Origin of the sequence: Pseudomonas putida (genome assembly GCF_050990305.1) — a bacterium.
Classification (GTDB): Bacteria; Pseudomonadota; Gammaproteobacteria; order Pseudomonadales; family Pseudomonadaceae; genus Aquipseudomonas; species Aquipseudomonas putida_AH.
In genome coordinates this window covers 1360001-1386143 of the sequence record NZ_CP158817.1, presented here as the reverse complement: position 1 = coordinate 1386143, position 26143 = coordinate 1360001, and the positions used below count along the sequence as shown (strand labels likewise).

22 protein-coding genes and 2 tRNA genes are annotated in these 26143 nt (G+C 59.1%); 18 read left to right on the top strand and 6 right to left on the bottom strand.

Annotated features, from left to right (window positions below; all coding sequences use genetic code 11):
- Positions 1-89 precede the first annotated feature (89 nt).
- Together ABTV22_RS06395 and ABTV22_RS06390 are read left to right on the top strand one after the other, a co-directional pair.
- Positions 90-575: an LEA type 2 family protein gene (locus ABTV22_RS06395; RefSeq protein ID WP_433739069.1), complete on the top strand. Its 486-nt coding sequence runs from the start codon at positions 90-92 to the stop codon at positions 573-575.
- 5 nt (positions 576-580) lie between these two features.
- Positions 581-781 carry an SEC-C metal-binding domain-containing protein gene (locus ABTV22_RS06390; RefSeq protein WP_175379911.1) on the top strand — a complete coding sequence of 67 codons (201 nt, stop codon included), beginning with the start codon at positions 581-583 and terminating at the stop codon, positions 779-781.
- Positions 782-913: 132 nt separating this feature from the next.
- On the opposite strand, the gene ABTV22_RS06385 is transcribed toward ABTV22_RS06390, so the two are convergent.
- The gene (locus tag ABTV22_RS06385) at positions 914-1465 is read right to left on the bottom strand and encodes a cysteine hydrolase family protein (protein WP_433739068.1); all 552 of its coding nucleotides are present in this window, start codon (positions 1463-1465) and stop codon (positions 914-916) included.
- A gap of 223 nt (positions 1466-1688) precedes the next feature.
- Between ABTV22_RS06385 and ABTV22_RS06380 the strand changes: the two genes are divergently transcribed.
- From ABTV22_RS06380 to ABTV22_RS06355, 6 genes are all read left to right on the top strand, one after another.
- Entirely contained in the window at positions 1689-4139 is a 2451-nt protein-coding gene (locus ABTV22_RS06380; RefSeq protein WP_433739067.1) for a penicillin acylase family protein, read from the top strand.
- Between the two features lie 282 nt (positions 4140-4421).
- Positions 4422-5204 (top strand): transporter substrate-binding domain-containing protein, encoded by a 783-nt coding sequence (locus ABTV22_RS06375; protein ID WP_110966728.1) that lies wholly within the window; start codon positions 4422-4424, stop codon positions 5202-5204.
- 56 nt (positions 5205-5260) lie between these two features.
- Positions 5261-5989, top strand: a complete 729-nt coding sequence (locus ABTV22_RS06370) for an ABC transporter permease (RefSeq protein WP_433739066.1) — start codon at positions 5261-5263, stop codon at positions 5987-5989.
- Complete coding sequence (locus tag ABTV22_RS06365) at positions 5986-6696, top strand: ABC transporter permease (protein ID WP_433739065.1); 711 nt, start codon at positions 5986-5988, stop codon at positions 6694-6696. The genes ABTV22_RS06370 and ABTV22_RS06365 overlap by 4 nt, the downstream gene beginning before the upstream one ends.
- Positions 6697-6708: 12 nt before the next feature.
- Positions 6709-7845, top strand: a complete 1137-nt coding sequence (locus ABTV22_RS06360; protein WP_433739064.1) for a succinylglutamate desuccinylase/aspartoacylase family protein — start codon at positions 6709-6711, stop codon at positions 7843-7845.
- Between the two features lie 13 nt (positions 7846-7858).
- On the top strand, positions 7859-8623 hold the full coding sequence (locus ABTV22_RS06355; protein WP_433739063.1) for an ABC transporter ATP-binding protein: 765 nt from the start codon (positions 7859-7861) through the stop codon (positions 8621-8623).
- 116 nt (positions 8624-8739) lie between these two features.
- On the opposite strand, the gene ABTV22_RS06350 is transcribed toward ABTV22_RS06355, so the two are convergent.
- Positions 8740-8949, bottom strand: a complete 210-nt coding sequence (locus ABTV22_RS06350) for a hypothetical protein (RefSeq protein ID WP_033058968.1) — start codon at positions 8947-8949, stop codon at positions 8740-8742.
- A gap of 107 nt (positions 8950-9056) precedes the next feature.
- Positions 9057-9623, bottom strand: a complete 567-nt coding sequence (dcd, locus tag ABTV22_RS06345) for a dCTP deaminase (protein WP_007940589.1) — start codon at positions 9621-9623, stop codon at positions 9057-9059.
- A 353-nt stretch (positions 9624-9976) separates the two neighbouring features.
- On the opposite strand from dcd, the gene ABTV22_RS06340 reads away from it, so the two are divergent.
- The gene (locus tag ABTV22_RS06340) at positions 9977-10186 is read left to right on the top strand and encodes a cold-shock protein (protein ID WP_002554837.1); all 210 of its coding nucleotides are present in this window, start codon (positions 9977-9979) and stop codon (positions 10184-10186) included.
- Between the two features lie 211 nt (positions 10187-10397).
- Here ABTV22_RS06340 and ABTV22_RS06335 read toward each other — a convergent pair whose 3' ends face one another.
- Complete coding sequence (locus ABTV22_RS06335; RefSeq protein ID WP_433739062.1) at positions 10398-11405, bottom strand: DUF481 domain-containing protein; 1008 nt, start codon at positions 11403-11405, stop codon at positions 10398-10400.
- A 177-nt stretch (positions 11406-11582) separates the two neighbouring features.
- Here ABTV22_RS06335 and ABTV22_RS06330 point away from each other — a divergent pair, with 177 nt between their 5' ends.
- From ABTV22_RS06330 to ABTV22_RS06315, 4 genes are all read left to right on the top strand, one after another.
- Positions 11583-11936 carry an MGMT family protein gene (locus ABTV22_RS06330; protein WP_433739061.1) on the top strand — a complete coding sequence of 118 codons (354 nt, stop codon included), beginning with the start codon at positions 11583-11585 and terminating at the stop codon, positions 11934-11936.
- Between the two features lie 44 nt (positions 11937-11980).
- Positions 11981-13540, top strand: coding sequence for an AmpG family muropeptide MFS transporter (locus ABTV22_RS06325; protein WP_433739060.1), 1560 nt, complete (start codon positions 11981-11983; stop codon positions 13538-13540).
- A gap of 142 nt (positions 13541-13682) precedes the next feature.
- Positions 13683-15398: a proline--tRNA ligase gene (locus ABTV22_RS06320; RefSeq protein WP_433739059.1), complete on the top strand. Its 1716-nt coding sequence runs from the start codon at positions 13683-13685 to the stop codon at positions 15396-15398.
- Between the two features lie 17 nt (positions 15399-15415).
- A complete protein-coding gene (locus tag ABTV22_RS06315) occupies positions 15416-16369 on the top strand; it encodes a hypothetical protein (protein WP_433739058.1) in 954 nt (317 codons plus the stop codon).
- Positions 16370-16463: 94 nt separating this feature from the next.
- Here the strand turns inward: ABTV22_RS06315 and dinB are convergent, their stop codons facing one another.
- A complete protein-coding gene (gene dinB / locus ABTV22_RS06310) occupies positions 16464-17525 on the bottom strand; it encodes a DNA polymerase IV (RefSeq protein ID WP_433739057.1) in 1062 nt (353 codons plus the stop codon).
- A 300-nt stretch (positions 17526-17825) separates the two neighbouring features.
- Here dinB and ABTV22_RS06305 point away from each other — a divergent pair.
- The 4 genes from ABTV22_RS06305 to ABTV22_RS06290 all read left to right on the top strand — a co-directional run bounded on the left by ABTV22_RS06305 (position 17826) and on the right by ABTV22_RS06290 (position 22395).
- Positions 17826-17902: transfer RNA gene (locus ABTV22_RS06305), tRNA-Met, on the top strand.
- 218 nt (positions 17903-18120) lie between these two features.
- Positions 18121-18197, top strand: a tRNA-Met gene (locus ABTV22_RS06300).
- Between the two features lie 257 nt (positions 18198-18454).
- Entirely contained in the window at positions 18455-21097 is a 2643-nt protein-coding gene (gene mprF, locus ABTV22_RS06295; protein ID WP_433739056.1) for a bifunctional lysylphosphatidylglycerol flippase/synthetase MprF, read from the top strand.
- Positions 21097-22395 carry an AcvB/VirJ family lysyl-phosphatidylglycerol hydrolase gene (locus tag ABTV22_RS06290; protein WP_433739055.1) on the top strand — a complete coding sequence of 433 codons (1299 nt, stop codon included), beginning with the start codon at positions 21097-21099 and terminating at the stop codon, positions 22393-22395. The genes mprF and ABTV22_RS06290 overlap by 1 nt, the downstream gene beginning before the upstream one ends.
- A 181-nt stretch (positions 22396-22576) precedes the next feature.
- Here ABTV22_RS06290 and ABTV22_RS06285 read toward each other — a convergent pair whose 3' ends face one another.
- On the bottom strand, positions 22577-24478 hold the full coding sequence (locus ABTV22_RS06285; protein WP_433739054.1) for a potassium transporter Kup: 1902 nt from the start codon (positions 24476-24478) through the stop codon (positions 22577-22579).
- A gap of 288 nt (positions 24479-24766) precedes the next feature.
- Between ABTV22_RS06285 and rimO the strand changes: the two genes are divergently transcribed.
- Positions 24767-26104 (top strand): 30S ribosomal protein S12 methylthiotransferase RimO, encoded by a 1338-nt coding sequence (rimO, locus tag ABTV22_RS06280; protein ID WP_110966713.1) that lies wholly within the window; start codon positions 24767-24769, stop codon positions 26102-26104.
- The last annotated feature ends 39 nt before the right edge of the window (positions 26105-26143 follow it).

The following is a 26143-nucleotide window of genomic DNA, read 5'->3' as shown; positions in this document are numbered from 1 at the left end:
CTGCACAGGGGAATACATACACCTGTAGGAGCTGCCGAAGGCTGCGATCTTTTAACGGCTAGACTGGGGTTCAAGGGAGAACCACGACCATGATCATCCGCCGACTCGCATGCTGTTTTATTACGTTGACCTTTTGCCTTGGGCTCGGCGGTTGCGCGTCCTGGTTCAGCAGTGATGAGCCGGACCCGGAAGTCCATCTGGTCAAGGTGGAAGTGGTGCGAGCCAAGCTGTTGGAGCAGCGGTTCGTGCTGCACTTTCGCATCGACAATCGAAGAGACAGTGACCTGACCGTGCGCGGCCTGGAATATCGCATTCACCTGGGTGACATCCTGCTGGCCGAAGGCGAGCATGAACACTGGATCACCGTCGACCCCAAGAGCAGCCGTTTTTACAAGGTACCGATCCGCACCAACCTATGGCCCAAGGTCAAGGGTCTGATCAAACAGCTCAAAGAATCCAAGGATGGCATCCCCTATCGTCTGGAAGGTGAGATGGAAACCGGTTTATTCATCGCGCACTACGTGCACCTGGCGCGTAATGGCGTGATAATCCCCGCCGATCTAATTCCGGAGTAACCCCGATGACCCAGCAACCCCATGTCCATGGCCCAGACTGCAACCACGATCATGACCACCATGATCACGACCATGGCCATGTCCACGGCCCGCACTGCAACCACGCCCCTCAGGAACCGGTGCGCAACGCCCTGAAAGACGTCGGCCGCAACGACCCGTGCCCATGTGGCAACGGCAAGAAATTCAAGAAGTGTCACGGCGCTTGAGGCTTCGGGCTGAAATCATTTTCGCCTGATAGACCGACTTCGCGAGCAAGCCCGCTCCCACATTGGTTTTGTGCACGACACCAACCAAATGTGGGAGCGGGCTTGCTCGCGAAGAGGCCCTCAAAATCACCATCAATTCAGAATCTGCGCCGTACTGACTACCGTCGCATACTCCCCCTGCAGATTCCCCAGCGACATCCCATGAACCTCCTCGGCTGAACGGGCATTTCCAAAGAAATCAGCCTTGTCGAAGGTGAAACAGGCATCCTCCACCACCCAGGTATCAAACCCCAAATTGCCCGCCGTTCGCGCCGTGGACTCCACCGAGTTGTGGGTGGCCACGCCAACGATGATCAACTGCTCGATCCCCGCCCCGCGCAAACGTGCCTCCAGCGTTGTGGAACAAAACGCATCCGGTACCTGTTTTTGAATCAGTTGCTCGCCAGGCAAAGGCTCAAACCGCTCCTGAAACTCCACCCCCGATTGCTGCGGCCAGAACACGGAAGTCTCTGAGCGAGACAAGTGCTGCACATGAAAGATCGGGCGTGCGCTGCGACGCCAATGGCTCAGTAATTCCAGCATTCGCTCCTCGGCCTGAGGATTATTCCGGCGACCGAGTTTGGGGTGCAGGATGCCTTTTTGTTGATCAATGATGATCAGTGCTGCGTTTTGTTTGAGCACCATGCCTGAGTTTCTCCACCAGCCGTGATTGAACATTGAAAAGATCGCAGCCTTCGGCAGCTCCTACATTCGATCGGCGAACTACTTGTAGGAGCTGCCGAAGGCTGCGATCTTTTTCAATTCTCAGACAAATCCTGAAATAACCCCATACCCCGCTTGCACGGCCACCTCCTGCTCACTAACGTAGCGACTTTATCGCGCCACCACCCCCCGCAGGAGCTTTGCCATGGCCTCGCCAGCCCTTACACATTTTCTACCCCGGTTCGGCGTTGCCGCAGCAGTGGCGGGGGTTTTGAGCCTGACCGGCTGTCAGAGCTTCAATGCCCAAGACACCCTCCCGCCGGTTTCCGGCGTGCAGCCGCTCAAGGGGTTGGCACAGAACGTTTCGGTGCGCCGCAATGCGATGGGCATGCCGTTGATCGAAAGCAGCACGTTCCACGACGCGTTGTTCACCCTCGGCTACGTGCATGCCAGCGACCGCATCACACAAATGGTCACCCTGCGCTTGCTAGCCGAGGGACGCCTGGCCGAGATGCACGGTTCAGACCTGCTGGATGCGGACCGCTACATGCGTGCCGTCAATCTGAAGAAAAGTGCCGGCGAACTCTACAAAGCCTCTTCACCACGCCTCAAACGGTTCTTCGAGGTTTATGCCCGCGGGGTCAACGCCTACCTGTTCCGCTATCGCGACAAACTGCCGGCCGACCTCGCGGCCAGTGGCTACAAGCCTGAATACTGGAAACCGGAAGACTCGGCGCTGATTTTCTGCCTGCTGAACTTCAGTCAGTCGGCCAACCTGCCCGAGGAAATTTCCTCACTGGTGCTGGCCCAGACAGTCACTACCGACAAACTCCCGTGGCTGACCCCTTCCGCCCCGGATGAAAAACTGCCGCTGGCCGAAAGCGAAAAGCTGCAGGGCATCAAGCTCACAGGGCAAATACCGGGGCTGACTGAGATCAGCAAGGCCACAGGACAACTCTCTGACCTGAATTTGCTGGGCGCCACGTCGTCGAACAACTGGGCCATCGGTCCGCAGCGCAGCCGCAGCGGCAAAAGCCTGTTGGCCAGCGACAGCCATGGCCCGATGGGTGTGCCGTCAATATTCAGCTATGTGCAGATTCGCACCACGAAATATCAGGCATCCGGCGTGACCATCGCCGGATTGCCAATGATCCTTGGCGGTTTCAACGGCAAAGTTGCCTGGAGCACCACCACGGTCATGGGCGACAACCAGGACCTGTTCCTGGAAAAAATCAAACGCCAGGGTAACGGCCTCGCCTACGAATCCAATGGCAAATGGACGCCTGCGATCGTGCGCAACGAAACCTATTTCGTCAAAGGCCAGCGGCCGATTCGCGAAGCCGTGTACGAAACCCGTCATGGGCCACTGCTCAATAGCGCCCAAGGCCTGGCCCAAGGCAGCGGTTTCGGCCTTGCCTTGCAGACGCCGAACTTCACCGATGACAAAACCCTGGACGCCTTTTTCGACCTGTCCCGCGCGCAGAACGTAGAAAGGGCGTCGGACGCCAGTCGCGAGATCCGCGCCATCGCTTTGAACCTGGTGTTTGCCGATGCCAGCAACATCGGCTGGCAGGTCACCGGTCGCTACCCGAACCGCCGCGAAGGCGAAGGTTTGTTGCCTTCGCCAGGTTGGGACGGTCGCTACGATTGGGACGGTTACGCCGACCCAATGCTGCACCCTTACGATCAGGACCCGGCGCAAGGTTGGCTCGGCACCGCCAACCAGCGTGTCATTCCCCATGGCTACGGCATGCAACTGTCCAACTCCTGGTCGGCGCCGGAACGCGGCGAGCGCCTGGCTGAACTGGCCGGAGCGGGTAAACACGACACCCGCAGCCTGATCGCCATGCAGTACGACCAGACCACCACGTTCGCCGCCAAACTGAAGAAAATGTTCGAAGCTCCGGGCATGGCCCAGCCACTCAAGCAGGCCATCGATGCCTTGCCAGCGGCCGATCGCGACAAGGCACGCGAAGCCTTTACCCGCCTGATGGCATTCGACGGCAAACTCAGCCCGACGTCCGCCGATGCCGCGATCTACGAGCTGTTCCTGCAAGAAAGCACCAAGCAGATATTCCTCGACGAACTGGGCCCGGAAAGCAGTCCGGCGTGGAAAGCCTTTATCGCCAACGGCAAGCTGTCGTACGCCGCACAGGCCGATCATCTGCTGGGTCGCGAAGACAGTCCGTTCTGGGATGACACGCGCACCGCGCAGAAAGAGGACAAACCGACCATCCTCGCCCGCAGCCTGGCCGCGGCGATCAGCGCTGGCGACAGTCAGCTGGGCGGCAGCCACAACACTTGGCAGTGGGGCAAGTTGCACCGCTACGAATGGAAGAACAGCAACGGCCAGACCGTGCGCGGACCGCTGCCGGCCGGTGGCGATCACACCACGCTCAACACCGCGGCGTTCGCCTGGGGCCAGGACTTCAACACGACGCTGGCGCCCGCCATGCGCTTTATCGTCGACTTCGGCCAGGCAGAACCGCTGACAGGGCAACTCGCCACGGGCCAGTCCGGCAACCCGGCCAGCCCGAACTACCTGAACAGCATCGATCCGTGGTTGAAGGGGCAATACATGAGCCTGCCGATGCAACCACAGAACTTTGACAGGGTTTACGGCACCCAGCGCCTGACTCTGACACCGGGTAAATAAGATCAAAAGATCGCAGCCTGCGGCAGCTCCTACATCAACCTCTGTAGGAGCTGCCGCAGGCTGCGATCTTTTAGATTTTCACATCAACCCGATCCACAACAGTGCAGGCTTTTCACGCCGCCCATTTTCGTGCACTAATCGCTTCCGGCAATTTCCCCGACACCATTTAAACGCTTGTTCGTCACTCTGGTTCGGAAATTGCTACTTTCATTAAGTCTTACGCGTACCAGTAACAATAATTCTGCGCCACAAGCGCCCATATTGGTTCTTAGGGATTGAATAATGAAAAAAGCATTGCTGACCCTGTCTGCACTGGCATTGTGCGTAGCTGCTGGCTCTGCGCTGGCGAAGGAATACAAGGAATTGCGTTTCGGCGTTGACCCTTCCTACGCCCCGTTCGAGTCGAAAGCGGCCGACGGCAGCCTGGTAGGCTTCGATATCGATCTGGGCAACGCAATCTGCGCCGAGCTGAAGGTCAAGTGCAAATGGGTCGAAAGCGATTTCGACGGCATGATTCCTGGCCTCAAGGCCAATAAATTCGACGGTGTTATCTCTTCGATGACCGTCACCGAAGCCCGCGAAAAAGTCATCGACTTCTCCAGTGAGCTGTTCTCCGGCCCAACCGCTCTCGTGTACAAGAAAGGCTCCGGCATCACGACCGACACCGCTTCCCTCAAAGGCAAAACCGTCGGTTACGAGCAAGGCACCATTCAGGAAGCCTACGCCAAGGCCATTCTGGACAAGGCCGGTGTGAAAACCCAGGCCTACGCTAACCAGGACCAGGTTTACGCCGACCTGACTTCCGGTCGTCTCGACGCGGGCATCCAAGACATGCTGCAAGCCGAACTGGGCTTCCTGAAGTCGCCACAGGGTGCCGACTTCGAAGTCAGCAAGCCGGTTGATGACCCTCTGTTGCCAGCCAAAACCGCAGTTGGCATTAAGAAAGGTAACACCGAGCTGAAAGCCCTTTTGGATAAAGGTATCAAAGCGTTACACGATGATGGCACCTACGCCACCATTCAGAAGAAGCACTTTGGCGACCTGAACCTGTACAGCGGCAAATAATGCCCGGCGCCCATCTCGCGATGGGCGCTTTTTTCTTCCGATCAGGCTGCTGATTTATGTTCGAAAACCTATTACAAAATCTGGGGCTCTCAGCCTTCAGCCTCAAGGGCTTCGGTCCTTTGCTGATGCAAGGCACCTGGATGACCATCAAATTATCGGCGATGTCGCTGCTGGTGGCCGTGTTGCTCGGTCTGCTCGGTGCCAGTGCCAAGCTGTCAAAAGCCAAACTGCTGCGCGTGCCTGCCCTGTGCTACACCACGCTAATTCGCGGGGTGCCGGACCTGGTTCTGATGCTGCTGATCTTCTACAGCCTGCAAACCTGGCTGACGTCGCTGACTGACTATATGGAATGGGAATACATCGAAATTAACCCATTCAGCGCCGGGGTCATTACCCTGGGCTTCATTTATGGCGCTTATTTCACCGAAACCTTCCGTGGCGCGATTCTCGCGGTACCACGGGGCCAGGTCGAAGCGGCCACCGCCTATGGCCTCAAACGTGGCCAGCGCTTCTGGATCGTGGTGTTCCCACAAATGATGCGTTTTGCCCTGCCAGGTATCGGCAACAACTGGATGGTCATGCTCAAGGCTACCGCGCTGGTATCGATCATCGGTCTCGCCGATCTGGTCAAGGCCGCGCAGGACGCCGGTAAAAGCAGCTATCAACTGTTCTACTTCCTGGTACTCGCCGCCTTGATCTACCTGGTGATCACCAGTGTCTCCAACTTCATCCTGCGCCGACTCGAACGCCGCTACGCCGCCGGCACACGGGAGGCCGTACGATGATCGAACTCCTGCAGGAATACTGGAAACCTTTTCTATACAGCGACGGCCAGAACATCACCGGCCTGGCCATGACCATGTGGCTGCTCAGCGCGTCGATTTTCTTCGGTTTCATTGTCTCGATTCCGCTGTCCATCGCCCGGGTTTCGCCGCACTTCTACATTCGCTGGCCGGTGCAGTTCTACACGTACCTGTTCCGTGGCACACCGCTCTATATCCAGTTGCTGATCTGTTACACCGGGATCTACAGCCTGGCAGCGGTGCGCGCACAACCACTGCTCGACAGTTTTTTCCGCGACGCGATGAACTGCACGATCCTGGCGTTCGCCCTGAATACCTGCGCCTACACCACGGAGATTTTCGCCGGGGCGATCCGCAGCATGGCCCACGGTGAAGTCGAAGCGGCCAAGGCTTACGGCCTGACAGGCTGGAAGCTGTATGCCTACGTGATCATGCCTTCGGCCCTGCGCCGTTCGTTGCCCTACTACAGCAACGAAGTGATTCTGATGCTGCACTCGACCACCGTGGCGTTCACCGCAACTATTCCGGACATTCTGAAAGTCGCTCGGGACGCCAACTCGGCAACCTTCCTGACCTTTCAGTCGTTCGGCATCGCCGCGCTGATCTACCTGACCGTCACCTTTGCGCTAGTCGGCCTGTTCCGTCTTGCCGAACGCCGATGGCTGGCCTTCCTCGGGCCGACCCACTAGGACTTCATACACATGCGCCACCAGATACATGACTTGCTGGCCCCACTGCCGGGGACCGCACGGCAGATCCACAGTTTCCACTTCGGGCCTGCAACAGCGCCTACCGTTACAAGCGCCCGAGGCAAGATCTACATCCAGGCGTCCCTGCATGCCGATGAAATGCCCGGCATGTTGGTGGCCTGGCATCTCAAGCAACGCCTGGCCGAGCTGGAGGTCGCTGGCCGCCTGCGCAGCGAAATCGTCCTGGTCCCGGTCGCCAACCCGGTCGGTCTGGAACAAATACTGATGGACGTGCCACTGGGCCGCTACGAGCTGGAAAGCGGGCAGAACTTCAACCGCTGGTTTGTTGACTTGAGCGAAGAGGTCGGCAACGACATCGAAGGCCAACTCGGCGACGACCCGCAATACAACCTGCAATTGGTCCGCAACAGCTTGCGCCAGGCACTGGCACGACAGACTGCCAGCACCCAGCTGCAATCCCAGCGCCTGACCTTGCAACGGTTGGCCTGCGATGCCGATATGGTGCTGGACCTGCATTGCGACTTCGAAGCAGTTGCGCACTTGTACACCACGCCAGAAGCCTGGCCGCAGGTCGAGCCGCTGGCACGTTACATTGGTGCCGAAGCCAGCCTGCTAGCCACCGATTCCGGTGGTCAATCGTTCGATGAGTGCTTCACCCTGCTCTGGTGGCAATTGAAGGAGCGTTTCGGTGAGCACTTCGATATTCCGCTGGGCAGTTTTTCGGTCACCGTCGAGCTGCGCGGACAGGGCGACGTCAATCACCCGCTGGCCAGCCTCGACTGCCAGGCACTGATCGATTTCCTGATTCACTTTGGCGCGATAGCTGGCGAACCGGCACCTCTGCCCGACCTGCCCTACCCGGCCACGCCGTTGGCCGGCGTCGAACCTGTGGCCACCCCGGTCGGCGGGCTGCTGGTGTTCACAGCGCTACCGGGAGAATACCTGGAGGCCGGGCAACTGATCGCCGAAATCATCGATCCGATCTCTGACCGAGTCACACCGGTCCACTGCACCGCCGCCGGGTTGATGTACGCCCGTTCGCTGCGCCGCATGGCCACTGCTGGCATGGTGATCGCCCACGTCGCGGGCGCCGAAGCCTATCGCAGCGGCTACCTACTTTCGCCTTGAGGATGCTTGTTTCATGTACAAACTGACCATTGAAGGCCTGCATAAAAGCTATGGCGATCATGAGGTGCTCAAAGGCGTTTCGCTCAAGGCCAATACCGGCGACGTCATCAGCCTGATCGGCGCCAGCGGCTCGGGTAAAAGTACCTTTCTGCGCTGCATCAACTTTCTCGAACAACCCAATGACGGCGCCATGAGCCTCGATGGTCAGGCGATCCGCATGGTCAAGGATCGCCACGGCATGCATGTCGCCGATCCCAACGAACTGCAACGGATCCGTACCCGCCTGGCCATGGTGTTCCAGCACTTCAACCTGTGGAGCCACATGACCGTGCTGGAAAACATCACCATGGCACCCATCCGTGTTCTCGGTTGCAGCAAGCAGGAAGCCACGGAGCGTGCCCGCCGCTACCTGGACAAGGTTGGATTGCCCGCGCGAGTGGCCGATCAATACCCGGCCTTCCTCTCCGGCGGTCAGCAACAGCGCGTAGCGATTGCACGGGCGCTGGCCATGGAACCGGAAGTCATGTTGTTCGACGAACCGACTTCGGCGCTGGACCCGGAGCTGGTAGGCGAAGTGCTGAAGGTGATCCAGGGCCTGGCCGAAGAAGGCCGGACCATGATCATGGTGACCCATGAAATGAGCTTCGCCCGCAAAGTGTCGAGCCAGGTGCTGTTCCTGCATCAAGGCCTGGTAGAGGAAGAAGGCGCGCCGGAAGACGTGCTGGGCAATCCGAAGAGTGAGCGTTTGAAGCAGTTCCTGAGCGGTAACCTCAAGTAACACCCAAATATTGTAGGAGCAGAGCTTGCTCGCGATAGCGGAGTGTCAGACACAACGATGTTGAATGTGCCGACATCGCGAGCAAGCTCTGCTCCTACAAAGCCAAATCTCCACTCTCAGGCCACAGGCGCGGGAGGCGGTTCATCCGGCAAAGTCGGCTCACCGGGTTCGCTGGGTTGTTCGTTGGGAGTATCGGGATCAGGCTGGCCAGGGATGCCCCCGGCCATGCTGATGGGCGGGTGTGCCAGCAACGACCAGGCTAAAACGCCAACCTGATTGGGCTCAAGCCTTGCCAGTTCGGCACTTATTCGCGGGTCGATCTTCATAAAGCACTCCTGAGCGATGGCCCGATCCGCCTTGCGCGAATCGGGGCGGTACACTCCATAGAGTGTACGCTCGCCCAGGAATTCCCACGTTTTGTCAGACGGCTGACTCAGGTCCGTGGCAGGGTTACGCCGCGTTGGCCCTGGTACTTGCCGCCGCGATCCTTGTAGGAAACTTCACACTCCTCGTCGGACTCGAGGAACAGCATCTGCGCCACGCCTTCGTTGGCGTAGATCTTCGCTGGCAGGTTGGTGGTGTTGGAAAATTCCAGGGTCACGTGGCCTTCCCACTCCGGCTCGAGCGGGGTGACGTTGACGATGATGCCGCAGCGAGCGTAGGTGCTCTTGCCCAGGCAAATGGTCAATACGTTACGCGGAATACGGAAGTATTCGACGGTGCTGGCCAGGGCGAAGGAGTTCGGCGGGATGATGCAGACGTCGCTGTGGATATCGACGAAACTGCCGGCATCGAAGTTCTTCGGGTCGACGATCGCCGAATTGATGTTGGTGAACACCTTGAAATGATTGGTGCAGCGAACGTCGTAGCCGTAGCTCGACACGCCGTAGGAGATCACACGGCTATCGTCGCTGCCACGCATCTGACGCTCGACGAACGGCTCGATCATGCCGTGTTCCTGCGCCATGCGGCGAATCCACTTGTCCGATTTGATGCTCATGGCGGGTGTCCTGAATAGCGAGGTGGAAAAATCTGTCCGGCATCTTACCGGGGCGCGCTGCCGGGTTCAAAGCGCTGGGCACATTTCTCGACGATCCTGCGAGATTTCTGGACCATCGGAGCAATACGCTGCACCGTCGATCATGAAAACCCAGAAACCTTCGCAAGAAGCATTGGCACGTTTCCGAAAAAGGGTTAAGGTGGCGCCACTGTGCTGCTTGTGTCACTGAGAATCTCTACACGATATGTTGAATTTCGATCCAACCGTCTACAAGAATTTTTCCTGCTCTTTGCACTCAGTCTCGGCCAGGGTTCTTCCTGAGTCGCAGTTATCTTTGTTCAAGGAGTTACACCATGTCTAATCGCCAAACCGGTACCGTTAAGTGGTTCAACGATGAAAAAGGCTTCGGCTTCATCACTCCACAATCCGGTGACGACCTGTTCGTTCACTTCAAAGCTATCCAATCCGACGGCTTCAAAAGCCTGAAAGAAGGCCAACAGGTTTCTTTCATCGCTACCCGCGGTCAGAAAGGCATGCAAGCTGAAGAAGTTCAAGTTATCTAACTTGCACTTGCTTTAGTAAAAAGCCCCGCCCTCAACAGCGGGGCTTTTTTGTGCCTGTGTGTTTTTTGCCGATCGATCATTATCGATTGTGCTGACGCCTTCGCGGGCAAGCCTCGCTCCTACAGTGTTGTGTCGTGCGCGATACCGCGTCTCACACGATACTGTAGGAGCGCGGCTTGCCCGCGAAAGCGATCTTATAGAAGAGCGAGCTTTACCAAGTCACACCAAACCCCGCGGTGTACCGTGTCTTGTCCAGATCCGAATCATCAGTGCCACTGATAATGTCCCGTTCCGCCTTCAGATTGAGCGAAGCCCAGTCCGTCACCTTGTAGCGCAAGCCCATCTCCGCATCCAGCGCGTAATCAGCCACGCCTGACATCGGCTTGCCCACCTCTCCATTGGTGAAGAACTCGACCTTCTTGCCAACCAAATAACGGTTGTAATCCCACTTCATCGCCACGGAATAGAAGTTTTCCTTGCTGCCATCGGCGAATTCATAGTCCGTGCGGTTGACCAGCGACCCAAGGGAAAACGCCCCCAGCTCATCATCCCAGAACTGATAACCAGGGCCCGTACCCACGGTTCGCTGACGAGACAGATCTTCGACCTTGTCGCGCTTGTAGACCAGGCGACCTTGCCAGAACCATTTATCCGTCAGGAAGCGATCGAGGGAATACTCGGCGCGCCAATTGTCCGTGGTGACCACGTCATCCTGGAACTCGCGGTTGTACTCGCCTTCGGCAATGTGTCGCCAACGCCCATGCCGTGCAGTGGTCTTGAAGTCGATGTTGTAATCGTCGGTATCGTTGTCGGCCCGCTGGTAATCCAGAGCCGCGTCGATATTGCCCTTCCACACCAGGTCCTCGACCACCGGCTTGGGCTTGAGGATCTGTTGGACACTTGTCAGCTCCACGGTCTTGGGCGCCTCGCCGTTGGCCAACGTGACCTTGCCATCTTCTGCGGCATGCAGAGACTTGGCCTTCTCGCCGGTGTAGGCATCTTGCTTGACCAGCAACTCCTGATCGCTTTCCAGGGTTTTGACCTGCTTCCAATCGATAGGTACCGCACCGGCGTACTCGGTCTGGATCAGCAACTTGCCTCCATCGAAAAGAACGATCTTGCCGCTCAGCTTGTCACCGTTCTTCAACCAGACGGTATCGGCGAGCAAAGGTGTGGATACACTGATGACAGCGAGGCACAGCAAGGTTCTGGACAACATAAGCAAAAACAAACTCAAGATTGCGAAAAAAAGTCGGCTTGACCCGATCAAATAAGGCCTTAGCTAGGACTGACCCGACTATTTCTATTGAGTTCATTTCTCAACGGGCAATCCACGATTTACTCTACAGACGGTACTGTGAGTCTTTTCAGGGATACTTTTGCAGGAACACCAGACGTGAATGACCCCATCACTGAACCAGAGAGTGCGGCACAAATCCGACGCACGGCGCTCTACCTGACCCTCGCGCAAGTCCCCGAGGGCAAGGTGGTGAGTTATGGTCAATTGGCCGAGCTCGCCGGTCTGGGTCGCGCCGCCCGCTGGGTGGGACGGACACTGAGCCAACTGCCCGGGGACAGCAAATTACCCTGGCACCGCGTACTAGGCGCCGGCGGGCGCCTCAGCCTGCCTGCGGGCAGTCAATCCGGGGACGAACAACGGGCGCGATTGCGCACGGAGGGCATCAGCATCCTGAACAATCGTGTTGATATTCAGCGCCATGGCTGGCGCCCGGTAGAGCACAGCGGTTAGAGTGCGCGCTTTGTTTCCGTATTTCTTGAGGCAGACTCCAGCCCATGCCCCGTAAAACCTGGCGCGCCGCGCTCGCTGCCTATGCCAGCCCCTCGACGCTTGTACTGCTGTTGCTGGGTTTCGCTGCCGGCCTGCCCTACATGCTGGTGTTCTCGACACTTTCGGTCTGGTTGCGCGAAGCCGGTGTCGCTCGCGAAACCATCGGCTATGCCAGCCTGATCGGCCTGGCCTATGCCTTCAAATGGGTCTGGTCACCGCTGCTCGACCAATGGCGCCTGCCATTGCTCGGTAAACTGGGTCGACGACGTTCCTGGCTGGTGCTTTCCCAAGCGCTGGTGATCCTCGGCCTGATCGGCATGGGCTTCTGCGATCCGCAAAAGCACCTGTCCTGGCTGATTGCAATCGCAGTGGTCGTCGCCTTCGCTTCGGCGACGCAGGACATCGCGGTAGACGCCTATCGCCTGGAAATCGCCGAAGACAATCGTCAAGCCGCCCTGGCCGCCAGTTACATGTCCGGCTATCGAATTGCTGCACTGCTGGCGACCGCCGGCGCGCTGTATTTTGCCGAAGGGTTCGGCTCCACCGGTTTCAACTACCAGCATTCCGCATGGGCTGGCACCTACATACTGTTCGGTGTCCTGATGGTTCCGGCGCTGTTGACCAGCCTGTTCATGCGTGAACCGCCTGTCCCGTTGCGCACGCAACTGCAGGCCGGGCGATACAGCTTTGTGCATCAACTGGCGTCGGTGTTCGTATTGATCGTGCTGCTGGTTTCCGTACCGGCTATGTTCACCCAGCTCTACAACACCGACTTTGCCAGCGTGCTGTTCAATGGCGTGAGCCTGCTCGACCTGCTGCTCGAAGACCGTGCATTCCTTCGCGCCATCCTCTACACCACGCTCACCGCCCTGTGCCTGTCTGCCATTGGCCGTCGTGGCCTGGCGCCGGTGCTGACACCGGTCAATGACTTCATTCTGCGTTACCGCTGGCAAGCGCTGCTGCTACTCGGGCTGATCGCCACCTATCGCATGTCCGATACGGTCATGGGCGTGATGGCCAACGTGTTCTACATCGACCAGGGCTTCACCAAGGACCAGATCGCCAGCGTCAGTAAAATCTTCGGCCTGATCATGACCCTGGTCGGCGCCGGCATGGGCGGCCTGCTGATCGTACGTTTCGGCATCCTGCCGATCCTGTTCATCGGCGGCGCGGCGTCGGCCGCCACCAACATATTGTTCCTGCTGTTGGCGGACATGGGGCCTAACCTGCAGATGCTGATTGTCACCATCTCCCTGGACAACTTCAGTTCAGGGCTGGCGACATCGGCATTCGTGGCTTACCTGTCAAGCCTGACCAACCTCAAGTTCTCCGCCACCCAATACGCCCTGCTCAGCTCGATCATGCTACTGCTGCCACGCCTGATCGGCGGTTATTCCGGGGTCATGGTGGAAAAGTTCGGTTATCACAACTTCTTCCTGATCACCGCCCTGCTGGGCGTTCCGACCCTGGTATTGATTGCCTTGCACTGGTTCCAGGAGAACCGTCGCGAGGGTCCGACACCGACGCCGGAACCCGTACCGACCCAGGTCGCGGAAGAGTCGTAGGAAACACTTTCAGGATATTCGGAGGGGGCGCGACGATTTGCGCCCTCCTGCCACACCGCCGACCGCACGCCTGTACGACAGCGGATCTCGCCCGTACAATGCTGCGTCATTTCTCGTCATCAGCAATCGATAACGGCCAACCATGCGCACCAGTCAATTTTTGCTCGCCACACAGAAAGAAACGCCTTCCGACGCGGTCGTGATCAGCCATCAGCTGATGCTGCGCGCCGGCATGATCCGCAAACTCGCCTCGGGCCTGTACACCTGGCTGCCGATGGGCTTGCGGGTAATGCGCAAGGTCGAAGCCGTCGTTCGCGAAGAAATGAACGCCGCCGGCTCGCTCGAAGTGTTGATGCCAAGCACCCAACCGGCTGAGCTGTGGCAGGAATCCGGTCGCTGGGAAGAGTACGGCCCTGAGCTGCTGCGCTTCAAGGATCGCCACGGTCGCGATTTCTGCGCCGGTCCAACCCACGAAGAAGTCATCACCGATCTGATGCGCAATGAGCTGAGCAGCTACAAACAGCTGCCGATCAACCTGTACCAGATCCAGACCAAGTTCCGTGATGAAATCCGCCCACGCTTCGGCTTGATGCGCGGCCGCGAATTCATCATGAAAGACGCCTATTCCTTCCACGCAGACCAGGCCTCGCTGCAAGTCACCTACGACCGCATGCACCAGGCGTACTGCAACGTATTCACCCGCCTGGGCCTGAAATTCCGTCCGGTTGAAGCCGACAACGGCTCCATCGGTGGCGCCGGCTCCCACGAGTTCCATGTACTGGCCGAATCCGGTGAAGACGATATCGTCTTCAGCAACGGTTCCGACTACGCCGCGAACATCGAGAAGGCCGAAGCCGTACCGCGCGAAACCTCCCGCGCCGCGCCGACCGAAGAGCTGCGCCTGGTTGACACGCCAGACACCAAGACCATCGCCGCGCTGGTGGAGAAATTCAATCTACCGATTGAAAAGACCATCAAGACCCTGATCGTGCACGCCGAAGAAGAAGGCAAGCTGATCGCCCTGATCATCCGCGGCGACCACGAACTGAACGAAATCAAGGCCGCCAACCAGCCTGGCGTTGCCAGCCCACTGGTCATGGCCTCTGACGCCGAACTGCGTGACGCCATCGGCGCCGGCGCCGGCTCCCTCGGCCCGCTGAACCTGCCATTGCCAATCATCATCGACCGTTCCGTCGAGCTGATGAGTGACTTCGGCATCGGTGCCAACATCGACGACAAGCACTACTTCGGCGTGAACTGGGAACGTGACCTGCCGATTCCGACCGTTGCCGACCTGCGCAACGTCGTCAGCGGCGACCCAAGCCCGGATGGCAAGGGCACCCTGGAAATCAAGCGCGGCATCGAAGTCGGGCACATCTTCCAGCTGGGCAACAAGTACAGCAAGGCGATGAAGTGCGAAGTGCTGGGCGAGAACGGCAAGCCAGTCACCCTGGAAATGGGTTGCTACGGCATTGGCGTTTCCCGCGTGGTCGCCGCCGCCATCGAGCAGAACAGCGACGAGAAAGGGATCATCTGGAGCGACACCCTGGCGCCTTTCCAAATCGCCCTGGTACCGCTGCGCTACGAAACCGACCTGGTTCGCGAAGCCACTGACAAGCTGTATGCAGAACTGACCGCTGCCGGCTTCGAAGTCCTGCTGGACGATCGCGACAAGAAGACCAGCCCGGGCATCAAGTTCGCGGACATGGAGCTGATCGGCATTCCACACCGGATCGTGGTCAGCGACCGCGGCCTTGCCGAAGGCAATCTGGAATACAAGAGCCGTACCGAAGCCGAGCCGCAAGCGCTGCCGGTTGCTGACGTGCTGTCGTTCCTTCAGGCCCGTATCCGCCGCTGAAACCAGATAGAGACGTCATGTTCAAGCGAAACACCTTAGGCCTCGGTGGTGCTGCCCTGTGCGGCACCCTGCTGGTCAGCGGCTGTGCCAACCACATGTCACAACGCAGCGAGCACGAGGAACGTGTCGAGCGCAAACTGCTCGATCACAGCCTGCAGATCGATGTTGGTGAGCCCAAGGTGCTTGAGCTGCCGCAACGCCGGGTGAAAATCCACGAGCAAAAGACTTTCGAAGTTACCGAGTTCGAAGTCACGCGCCATTACGATCGCTATACGCCCTACCAACCCTGGCGGGAGATCTACGAGATCCCGCTGGGTGCGGTGGCCGTGGTCGCCGGTGTCGGTGCCAACGTGGCCAATGTGTTCGCGCTGGGCAACCTGCCAGACAGCATGACAAAAGACTGGTTCAGCTATGGTTTCGCCGGGCTGAACCCGTTCATGAACGTACAGTCCCACGGTCGTGCGCAGCAGAACCTGGCGGGGATCGACGAAGTCCAGCGCGACAAGCGCACCGAGTACTCGAGCCTGCCGTGGAGCGAGCGCCCGGTCGAGGTCAAGGCCGGCAAGGAGACGTTCGAGCTGAGCACCGACAAAAACGGTGTCTTGCGCCTGAACCTGCTGGACAGCCCGTTCGCCGAACATGACCTCAATCACCTGAGCAAACTTCAGATCAGTGTCGCGGATGCCAAGGATGACGTGCATAGCGATGCGTCCCTGGCGCTGAGCAACACCTTGCGCGGCAAACTGCTCGAAGCCCACGAACTGATCTACGAGGACCTCGAAGACGACGAAGTGAGCCAGTGGGTCCACCGGGTCAAACGTCTGTCGGAACTGGGCCTGGAAGAAGAAGCTACTGAGCTGGAACAGAGCCTGATCGAACTGACCCGAAACGATCCCGAGCTGCAAACCGAATTCCTCAAGTCCTTGACCAAGGATGCCGGGCGTCTGGTGGCGGATCCGGGGCCGAATTGAATAGCTGAAAGATCGCAGCCTTCGGCAGCTCCTACATGGGAATGCGCTCCTTCTGTAGGAGCTGCCGAAGGCTGCGATCTTTTGCTTTAAGGCGTCAACGCTCAAACAACTCCATCTGCTCAAACCCGCCCCGTAAATCCTCCAGCCTCACCCCCACCCCCAACAACCGCACCGGCTTGCCTGCGCGATTGAACGCCTGGGTCAGCAACAACTGATAACTGCCCAAATCCCGCCCTGCTCCGGCCTGCTCAATGGTGGTCTGGGTGAAATCGTGAAACTTCACTTTGACGAATGGCTTCCCCGGCCTATAGCTGCTATCGATTCGTGCCATGCGACCGGCCAGGGTTTCCAGTAGCTCGGGCAACTTATTCAGGCAGCTCACCAGATCCGGCAGGTCGACGTCATAGGTGTTCTCGACGCTGATCGACTGCCGACGGCTGTCGTTATGCACCTGACGCTCATCGATCCCACGCGCCAGGCTCCAGAGTCGCTCTCCAAAGCTGCCGAACTCACGCACCAGCGCCAACTTGTCCCACTCACGCAATTGCGCGCAATCGAGGATGCCGAGCTTGCCCAGCTTGTCGGCGGTGACTTTACCGACCCCGTGCAACTTGCTAACCGGCAACCCACTGACAAAGTCCTCGACCTGATCGGGTGTAATGACGAATAAACCGTTGGGCTTTTTCCAGTCGCTGGCAATCTTGGCGAGAAACTTGTTGGGCGCCACGCCCGCCGAGACGGTGATGTGCAACTGATTCGATACCCGCCGACGGATGTCTTGGGCGATGCGTGTGGCGCTACCTGCGAAATGGGCGCTGTCCGACACATCAAGGTAAGCCTCATCAAGGGATAGGGGCTCAATGATGTCGGTGTAATCGCGAAAGATCGTGTGAATTTCCTTCGACGCTTCCCTGTAGGCATCCATGCGCGGCTTGACGATGGTCAGGTCCGGGCACAACTTCAACGCATGCCCGGAAGACATGGCCGATCGCACGCCATATGCCCGAGCTTCATAATTGCAGGTAGCAATCACACCACGCCGATCCGCCGCCCCACCCACCGCCAGCGGCTTTCCGGCAAGGCGCGGGTCATCACGCATCTCAATGGCGGCGTAGAAACAGTCACAATCAACGTGGATGATTTTTCGCTGGGTCATGTCAACGTGGTATTCAGAATAAAAAATGGCGGTGCGCCCTGCGGGATAAGCAGTATCTCACCGACACCTGTATATAGCACCAGTAGTCTGAATGTTCTTCGTCGAATGTAGGAAACGTGACTGATAAATTTATTTTTTCAATCACAAAACGCTCACCAATAGAGCTTGAAGCCTTGCCACGCGTGCCTTTCAGACCGATCAGCAGCGTCGTATTCAAGCTAAGCGATTGAACCTGAAGAGATTTTATCGACAATTGCGGTTGACAGCCTGTCGATCCTCTGTAGAATGCCGCCACACAGACGCGGGATGGAGCAGTCTGGTAGCTCGTCGGGCTCATAACCCGAAGGTCGTCGGTTCAAATCCGGCTCCCGCAACCAAACATCAAAAAAGGCTACTCGAAAGAGTGGCCTTTTTTGTGCGCGCGTGTTTTACCCAGCCAGCTATTAACCGTCACAGCGCCGGAATGAGAATTCGTTCAGATTCCGAAACTTAGGCCTGGACTGCGACCGTTTGCCGCGCTTGTACGTTTATTTGACCCGACTGGGGATTATCGGTTGACACACCGGCGTATCTCTATAGAATGCCGCCACACAGACGCGGGATGGAGCAGTCTGGTAGCTCGTCGGGCTCATAACCCGAAGGTCGTCGGTTCAAATCCGGCTCCCGCAACCAAACATCAAAAAAGGCTACTCGAAAGAGTGGCCTTTTTTGTACCTGTTGAAAAAGTCCTTTCGCAACAATGATCTGTCACTGTGTCGCAAGCCATTCGTGGCCACCAAAGCGCTGAGTTCAGACTATGCTGAATTGCAGCCTGAGCCATCGCCGACACCCGGTGAGAGGCGTTAATATTTGTGATTATTTTTTTCTACAGGGATTGGTAACTTGGCTGGATACCTCCATCCTGTCGCGCACAATCCAAGAGGTGATTGATGCGCGCCAACTCGTCTGATTCTCAAGACACCGTCACAGCAACACAACCGATCAAGGCTGAGCGGTTGCGTTTGCTTGATCGCGTCAGCAAATACCGTCAGCCCATAGGCCTGGCGGTCACATTGCTGTTGTTTGCGATCGCACTGATTGCCTGTCGCCACCTGCTGAGCGAACTTGACCTGGATGCCCTGCACGACTCGATCCTCGAGGTGCCCAAGCCCGCGTTGCTTGGCGCGCTGGGCGCGACCGTGGCGGGCTTCATCATTTTACTGGGTTACGAATGGTCGGCCAGCCGCTATGCCGGTGTGAAACTCGCACCGCGAACCCTGGCACTGGGCGGCTTCACCGCGTTCGCCATCGGCAATGCCATTGGCCTTTCGATGCTGTCGGGTGGGTCGGTTCGCTATCGCCTCTATGCGCGTCACGGCTTGGGGGCCACTGAAGTCGCCCACATGACGCTGTTTGCCAGCCTCTCCCTCGGCTGCGCCCTGCCACCGCTTGCCGCGCTGGCAACCCTGAGCAACCTGCCAGGGGCTTCTGCAGCGCTGGGGCTCTCCGAAACCGTGCTGGGCGCCATCGCCGCCGTCGTGTTGTTGCTGTTCACTGTGTTGGCGATTGGCATCTACCGCCGACGCCTGCCGGAACAGCCTTATGCCGATAACCTGCTGGTGCAGGTCGGCCGTCGCACCTTGCGTCTGCCGGGGCGTCGCCTGACCTTCCTGCAACTGGTGATTACCGCACTGGACGTGGCTGCCGCCGCGACCGTGCTTTACCTGTTGTTGCCGGAAGCGCCGCCCTTCGGTGCGTTTCTCCTGGTTTATCTGCTGGCACTGGCCGCCGGCGTGCTTAGCCATGTGCCAGGTGGTGTCGGGGTGTTCGAGGCCATTCTGCTCGCTGCCTTTTCCGACACCCTCGGCGCCGCCCCGCTGGCGGCCGCCTTGCTGCTTTATCGTCTGATTTATGTCGTGCTGCCGATGCTGGTGGCGTGCCTGTTGTTGCTGATCAACGAAGGTCAACGCCTGTTCCAGACGCGCCAGACCTTGCGCGCCGCCTCGGGCCTGGCAGCACCGATACTTGCTGTCCTGGTGTTCCTGTCTGGTGTGGTGCTGCTGTTCTCCGGCGCCACTCCGGAAATCGACACCCGCCTGGAGCACATCGGCTTTCTGATTCCCCATCGCCTGGTCGACGCTTCGCACTTTGGCGCCAGCCTGATTGGCGTACTGTGCCTGCTGCTGGCCCAGGGCCTGCGGCGGCGACTGTCGGCGGCGTGGATGCTGACCACCATTCTGTTGCTGGTGGGCGCCCTGCTCTCCCTGCTCAAGGGTTTCGACTGGGAAGAAGCCACCCTGATGACCCTGACCGCCGCGTTGCTGGGGGTATTCCGCACGTCGTTCTATCGCCCCAGCCGTTTGACCGAACTGCCGTTCTCACCGCTTTATCTGGTGGCCAGCCTTTGCGTACTGGCCGCCTCGATGTGGCTGCTGTTGTTCGCCTACCAAGACGTTCCGTACAGCCACCAGCTCTGGTGGCAATTCACCCTCGACGCCGACGCGCCCCGTGGTTTGCGTTCGCTCCTGGGGGCAGTCGTATTGCTGCTGGTGGTGTCCCTGACCTGGCTGCTGCGCACGGCGCGCCCGGTGATTCACTTGCCGACCCCTGATGAGCTGGAGCGTGCGAGCAAGATCCTCATGGCTTCGGCACAACCGGACGGCGGCCTGGCCCTGACCGGTGACAAGGCGTTGCTGTTTCACCCTAACGATGAAGCCTTCCTGATGTACGCCCGACGTGGCCGCAGCCTGGTGGCGCTGTATGATCCTATCGGTCCGGGCCAGCAACGGGCGGAAATGATCTGGCAATTCCGCGACCTGTGCGACATCCACCACGCCCGCCCTGTGTTCTATCAAGTGCGCGCGGAGAACCTGCCGTATTACATGGACATCGGTCTGACCGCGATCAAGCTCGGCGAAGAAGCCCGGGTCGATCTCAAGCGTTTTGATCTCGAAGCCAAAGGCAAAGAGATGAAAGACCTGCGCTACACTTGGAACCGTGGCACCCGCGATGGCCTGTCGCTGGAGATCCATGAACCAGGCCACGCGCCGATGGATGAGCTCAAGGTGATCTCCGACGCCTGGCTGACCGGCAAGAACGTGCGCGAGAAAGGCTTCTCCCTCGGTCGATTCGGCGATGACTACCTCAAGTATTTCCGCATTGCGGTAATCCGTTTCGAAGGGCGCCCGGTGGCGTTCGCCAACCTGCTCGAGACTTACAGCCATGACCTGGCCAGCCTCGATCTGATGCGCGCGCACCCGGAGGCCCCCAAGCTGACCATGGAGTTCATGATGGTCGGCTTGATTCAACATTATAAAAATCATGGATACGCGCGCTTCAGCCTGGGCATGGTGCCATTGTCGGGGTTACAACCCCGTCGCGGTGCACCCTTGACCCAGCGCCTGGGCTCGATGGTATTCCGCCGTGGTGAGCAGCTCTACAACTTCCAAGGCTTGCGCCGCTTCAAAGACAAATTCCAGCCTGACTGGGAACCCCGTTATATGGCCGTGCCCGCCGGACTGGATCCGCTGGTAGCCCTGGCCGACACTGCCGCCCTGATCGCGGGCGGCTTGACTGGATTGGTGAAACGCTGATGATTCAACGCTCCTTGCGCTACGTACTGGGCACGCTGGTTGTGCTGGCCCTGATACTCGGTGGTGGCTACTGGTACCTCAAACGCCCGGCTCCCGAACCGACTCTGGAACAACTGAAGCCGGCCGACGGCACCGTGATGACCCGCGTCATCCCCGGCAATACGCCACGCGCCCAAGTGCTGGTGGCGGTCAACGAAGACCAGAAACTCAGTGACAAGCAATTGCTGACCCTGAGCCGCAGCGGTTCGGCGCAGATCGTTCAGGTGATCCTGCCCAAGGATTGCCTGCTGCAAAGCCGCGCCCTGCAAACGGGCCTGCGTGAGCTCAAAGGCCCGGCAACGCTGGTCAGCGGTATCGGCCCGGGTGCCGTACTGGCGTGGCGCTGGTTGTCCGAACAGAAGAACGACAAGGCCCAGGCCGTTTCGGTGGACCTGGCGCTGGAAAAACCCGGTTGCACCCACCTGTTGCCGAAAAGCGCCGCCCACGGCCACTGGCTGGTGGCCTGGAACGACAACCCGGACGACACCAGCGCCGGCTTCGTACGCGACCAGCCGAATGCCGAAACCAGCATCAGCGACTACGACATCAACCTGCCGCAAGTGCTGAATAACGAACTGCGCAAGCTCCTCGTCGGTGGCGACAAAGCCGCGGGTGGCCTGCAGATTCCAGTGGTCGAAGTGCCCGCCGGCCAAGCCAAGGACACCGTGACGCTGTTCCTGTCCGGTGATGGCGGCTGGCGCGACCTGGACCGCGATGTCGCGGGCGAAATGGCCAAGATCGGCTATCCGGTAGTCGGCATCGACACCCTGCGCTACTACTGGCAGCACAAGAGCCCCGAGCAAAGCGCCCTGGACCTGACCGAACTGATGCAACACTACCGCCAGAAGTGGGGCACCAAACGCTTCATCCTGACCGGCTACTCGTTCGGTGCCGACGTTCTGCCCGCGATCTACAACCGCCTGCCCGAAGCGGAGCAGCAACGGGTCGACGCGATTATCCTGCTGGCCTTCGCCCGCACCGGCAGCTTCGAAATCGAAGTCGAAGGCTGGCTCGGCAACGCTGGCAAGGAAGCCGCTACCGGCCCGGAAATGGCCAAGCTGCCAGCCGCCAAAGTGGTGTGCATCTACGGTGAAGAAGAAACCGACGAGAGCGGCTGCACCGACAAGACAGCGGTGGGCGAAGCCATCAAGCTGCCAGGCGGCCACCACTTCGACGAGAACTACCCGAAACTGGCCCAACGGCTGGTGGATGTGATCGAGAAGCGTCAGGCCAAGGAAGAGGCGACGGCGCAGGAGTGATCTAAACAGCGCTGAAAAAGAAGCCCCCGCAACCTCTGGCTGCGGGGGCTTTTTCATTCAACACCGCCCCCTGTAGGAGCGAGCATGCTCGCGATGGTCGTCAACGATAACGTTGGCTGCCTGAATGCCCGCGGTGCACTCAGGCTCATCACGAGCATGCTCACTCCTACAGGAAGGCGACTTACATCTCCACCTGCGTCCCCAACTCAATCACCCGGTTCAGCGGCAGATTGAAGAAGCGCAGGTTGCCGTTGGCGTTCTGCAACATGAAGGCGAACAGCGCTTCACGCCAGCGGGACATGCCTTCGAGCTTGGAGGCGATGACCGTCTCGCGACTGAGGAAGTACGTGGTGCGCATCGGGCTGAAATCCAGCTGTTCCAGATGGCACAGTTTCAGCGCCTGCGGCACGTCCGGCTCATCGGTGAAACCGAAATGCAGGATCACCCGGAAGAAGCCTTCACCGTAGGAATCGACCTCGAAGCGCCGACTCGGCGGCACCCGCGGGATGTCTTCGTAAACGACAGTCAGCAGCACCACCTGCTCATGCAAGACCTGATTGTGCAGCAGGTTGTGCAACAGCGCGTGAGGCACGGCATCCGGTCGCGCGGTGAGGAACACGGCGGTGCCTTGCACGCGATGTGGCGGTTGCACGGCGATGCTGCTGATGAAAATCGGCAACGGCAGCCCGCCCTCATCGATTCGGTCCACCAGCAACTGCTTACCACGCTTCCAGGTGGTCATCAGCACGAACAGCGCGAGACCGGCGATCACAGGGAATGCGCCACCCTGGACGATTTTCGGCACGTTGGCAGCGAAGTACACGCCATCGACCAGCAGAAACCCGAGACAGACCGGCACCGCGAGCACCGGCGGCCACTTCCACAACAGCAACATCACTGCCGACACCAGGATGCTGGTCATCAGCATGGTACCGGTCACCGCCACCCCGTAGGCCGAAGCCAGGGCACCGGAGGATTCGAACCCCAGCACCAACAGCACCACGCCGACCATCAGCGACCAGTTCACTGCACCGATGTAGATCTGGCCCTGCTCGGCGCTAGACGTGTGACGAATGTGCATGCGCGGAATGTAACCGAGCTGGATCGCCTGACGTGTCAGCGAGAAGGCACCGGAGATCACTGCCTGGGAGGCGATTACCGTGGCCATGGTCGACAGGCCGACCAGGGGAATCAACGCCCAGTTGGGTGCCAGCAGGTAGAACGGGTTTCGCGCGGCTTCCGGATCACCCAGCAGCAGCGCCCCCTGGCCAAAGTAGTTCAGTACAAGCGCCGGCAGCACCAGGATGAACCAGGCACGGGCGATCGGTTTGCGGCCGAAATGGCCCATGTCGGCGTACAGCGCTTCAGCACCGGTCAAGGCCAGCACCACCGCGCCAAGGATCGCCACGCCCATGCCCGGATGCACGATGAAGAAACGCACACCCCACACGGGGTTCACCGCCTTCAATACTTCCGGATGATCGATGATGCCATGAACACCCAGCGCGCCCAGTACCAAGAACCAGGTGACCATGATCGGCCCGAACAGAATGCCGATGCGTGCGGTGCCGTGGCTCTGGATCAGAAACAGTGCGACCAGCACGATCAGTGAAATAGGCACCACCCAGTGATCGATACCCTCAAAGGCCAGGCCCAAACCTTCAATGGCCGACAGCACGGAAATCGCCGGGGTAATCATGCTGTCGCCATAAAACAGCGCCGCGCCGATCAGGCCGCAAACCACCAGCATGGTGCGTAGTTTGGCGTGCCCCGCCGCCGCTCGCCGGGCCAGCGCGGTCAAGGCCATGATCCCGCCTTCGCCCTGGTTATCGGCGCGCAGCACGAACATCATGTACTTGATCGACACGACCCAGATCAGCGACCAGAAGATCAGCGACAAAATCCCCAACACGCCGTCATGGGTGACCGGCACGCCGTAGCCACCGGAGAACACCTCTTTGAGGGTGTACAACGGGCTGGTGCCGATATCGCCATAAACCACTCCGACCGCCGCGACCAGCATGCCGATCGGCTTCGCCGCCGAATGCCCGGCGTCTGCCGCGTGACTACTTGCCTGACCCATCCAACACTCCTGATTCCCAGACCGGCTTCTTCGAACGAAGCACTATGCTTTGTGATGCAGCATGCGCTGTTTTACCTGTTGTTACAGTCGTTTTGTTGACTGCAAAAAATCGGTAAAGCCCAACGGCGCGAAGCATAGCGCAGCACTCGTCGTATTTCCCTGCATAAAGCTGGTCAAGAGCGCTTACCATCGCTAGAATTGCGCACTTTTTGATCAGAGGCGCGAAAAAGCGTCCGTCTGTCGCCTTGCCGTTATCGGCTGGAGGCGTCACAAATACCGAGGTTAGACATGTCCACCACTCCTGCGCCGGCCAATCCAAAAGTTGGCTTCGTATCCCTGGGTTGCCCCAAAGCACTGGTCGACTCCGAGCGCATCCTGACCCAGCTGCGCATGGAAGGCTATGATGTCGTGTCCACCTACCAGGACGCTGATGTCGTGGTGGTCAACACCTGCGGCTTCATCGATTCGGCCAAGGCAGAATCCCTGGAAGTGATCGGCGAAGCCATCAAGGAAAACGGCAAGGTCATCGTGACCGGTTGCATGGGCGTCGAAGAAGGCAACATCCGCGACGTACACCCAAGCGTGTTGGCCGTGACCGGTCCGCAGCAGTACGAGCAAGTGGTCAACGCCGTGCACGAAGTCGTGCCGCCGAAACAGGATCACAACCCGCTGATCGACCTCGTGCCGCCACAAGGTATCAAGCTGACCCCGCGTCACTACGCCTACCTGAAGATTTCCGAAGGCTGCAACCACAGCTGCAGCTTCTGCATCATCCCGTCGATGCGCGGCAAACTGGTCAGCCGCCCGGTGGGCGACGTGCTCGATGAGGCCCAGCGCCTGGTCAAGTCCGGCGTCAAAGAGCTGCTGGTGATTTCCCAGGACACCAGCGCCTACGGTGTCGACGTGAAATACCGCACTGGTTTCTGGAACGGCGCGCCGGTGAAAACCCGCATGACCGAACTCTGCGAAGCTCTAAGCACCTTGGGTGTCTGGGTGCGTCTGCACTACGTTTACCCGTACCCGCACGTCGACGAGCTGATCCCGCTGATGGCCGCCGGCAAGATCCTGCCGTACCTGGACATCCCGTTCCAACACGCCAGCCCGAAAGTGCTGAAGTCGATGAAACGCCCAGCCTTCGAAGACAAGACCCTGGCGCGCATCAAGAACTGGCGCGAGATCTGCCCGGACCTGATCATCCGCTCGACCTTCATCGTTGGCTTCCCTGGCGAAACTGAAGAAGACTTCCAGTACCTGCTCGATTGGCTGACCGAAGCCCAGCTCGACCGCGTCGGCTGCTTCCAGTACTCGCCGGTTGACGGCGCTCCAGCCAACGACCTGGATCTGGAAGTGGTGCCAGACGACGTCAAGCAGGACCGTTGGGAGCGCTTCATGGCGCACCAGCAGGAAATCAGTTCGGCGCGCCTGCAAATGCGCATCGGCCGTGAAATCGAAGTGCTGGTCGATGAAGTCGACGAGCAAGGCGCGGTCGGCCGTTGCTTCTTCGATGCCCCGGAAATTGACGGCAACGTGTTCATCGACAACGGCAGCAACCTCAAGCCGGGCGACAAGGTCTGGTGCAAAGTGACTGACGCCGACGAGTACGACCTCTGGGCCGAACAGATCTAAACCAAAGAAATATGAAAAGCCCCGCTCTCTTGACGAGAT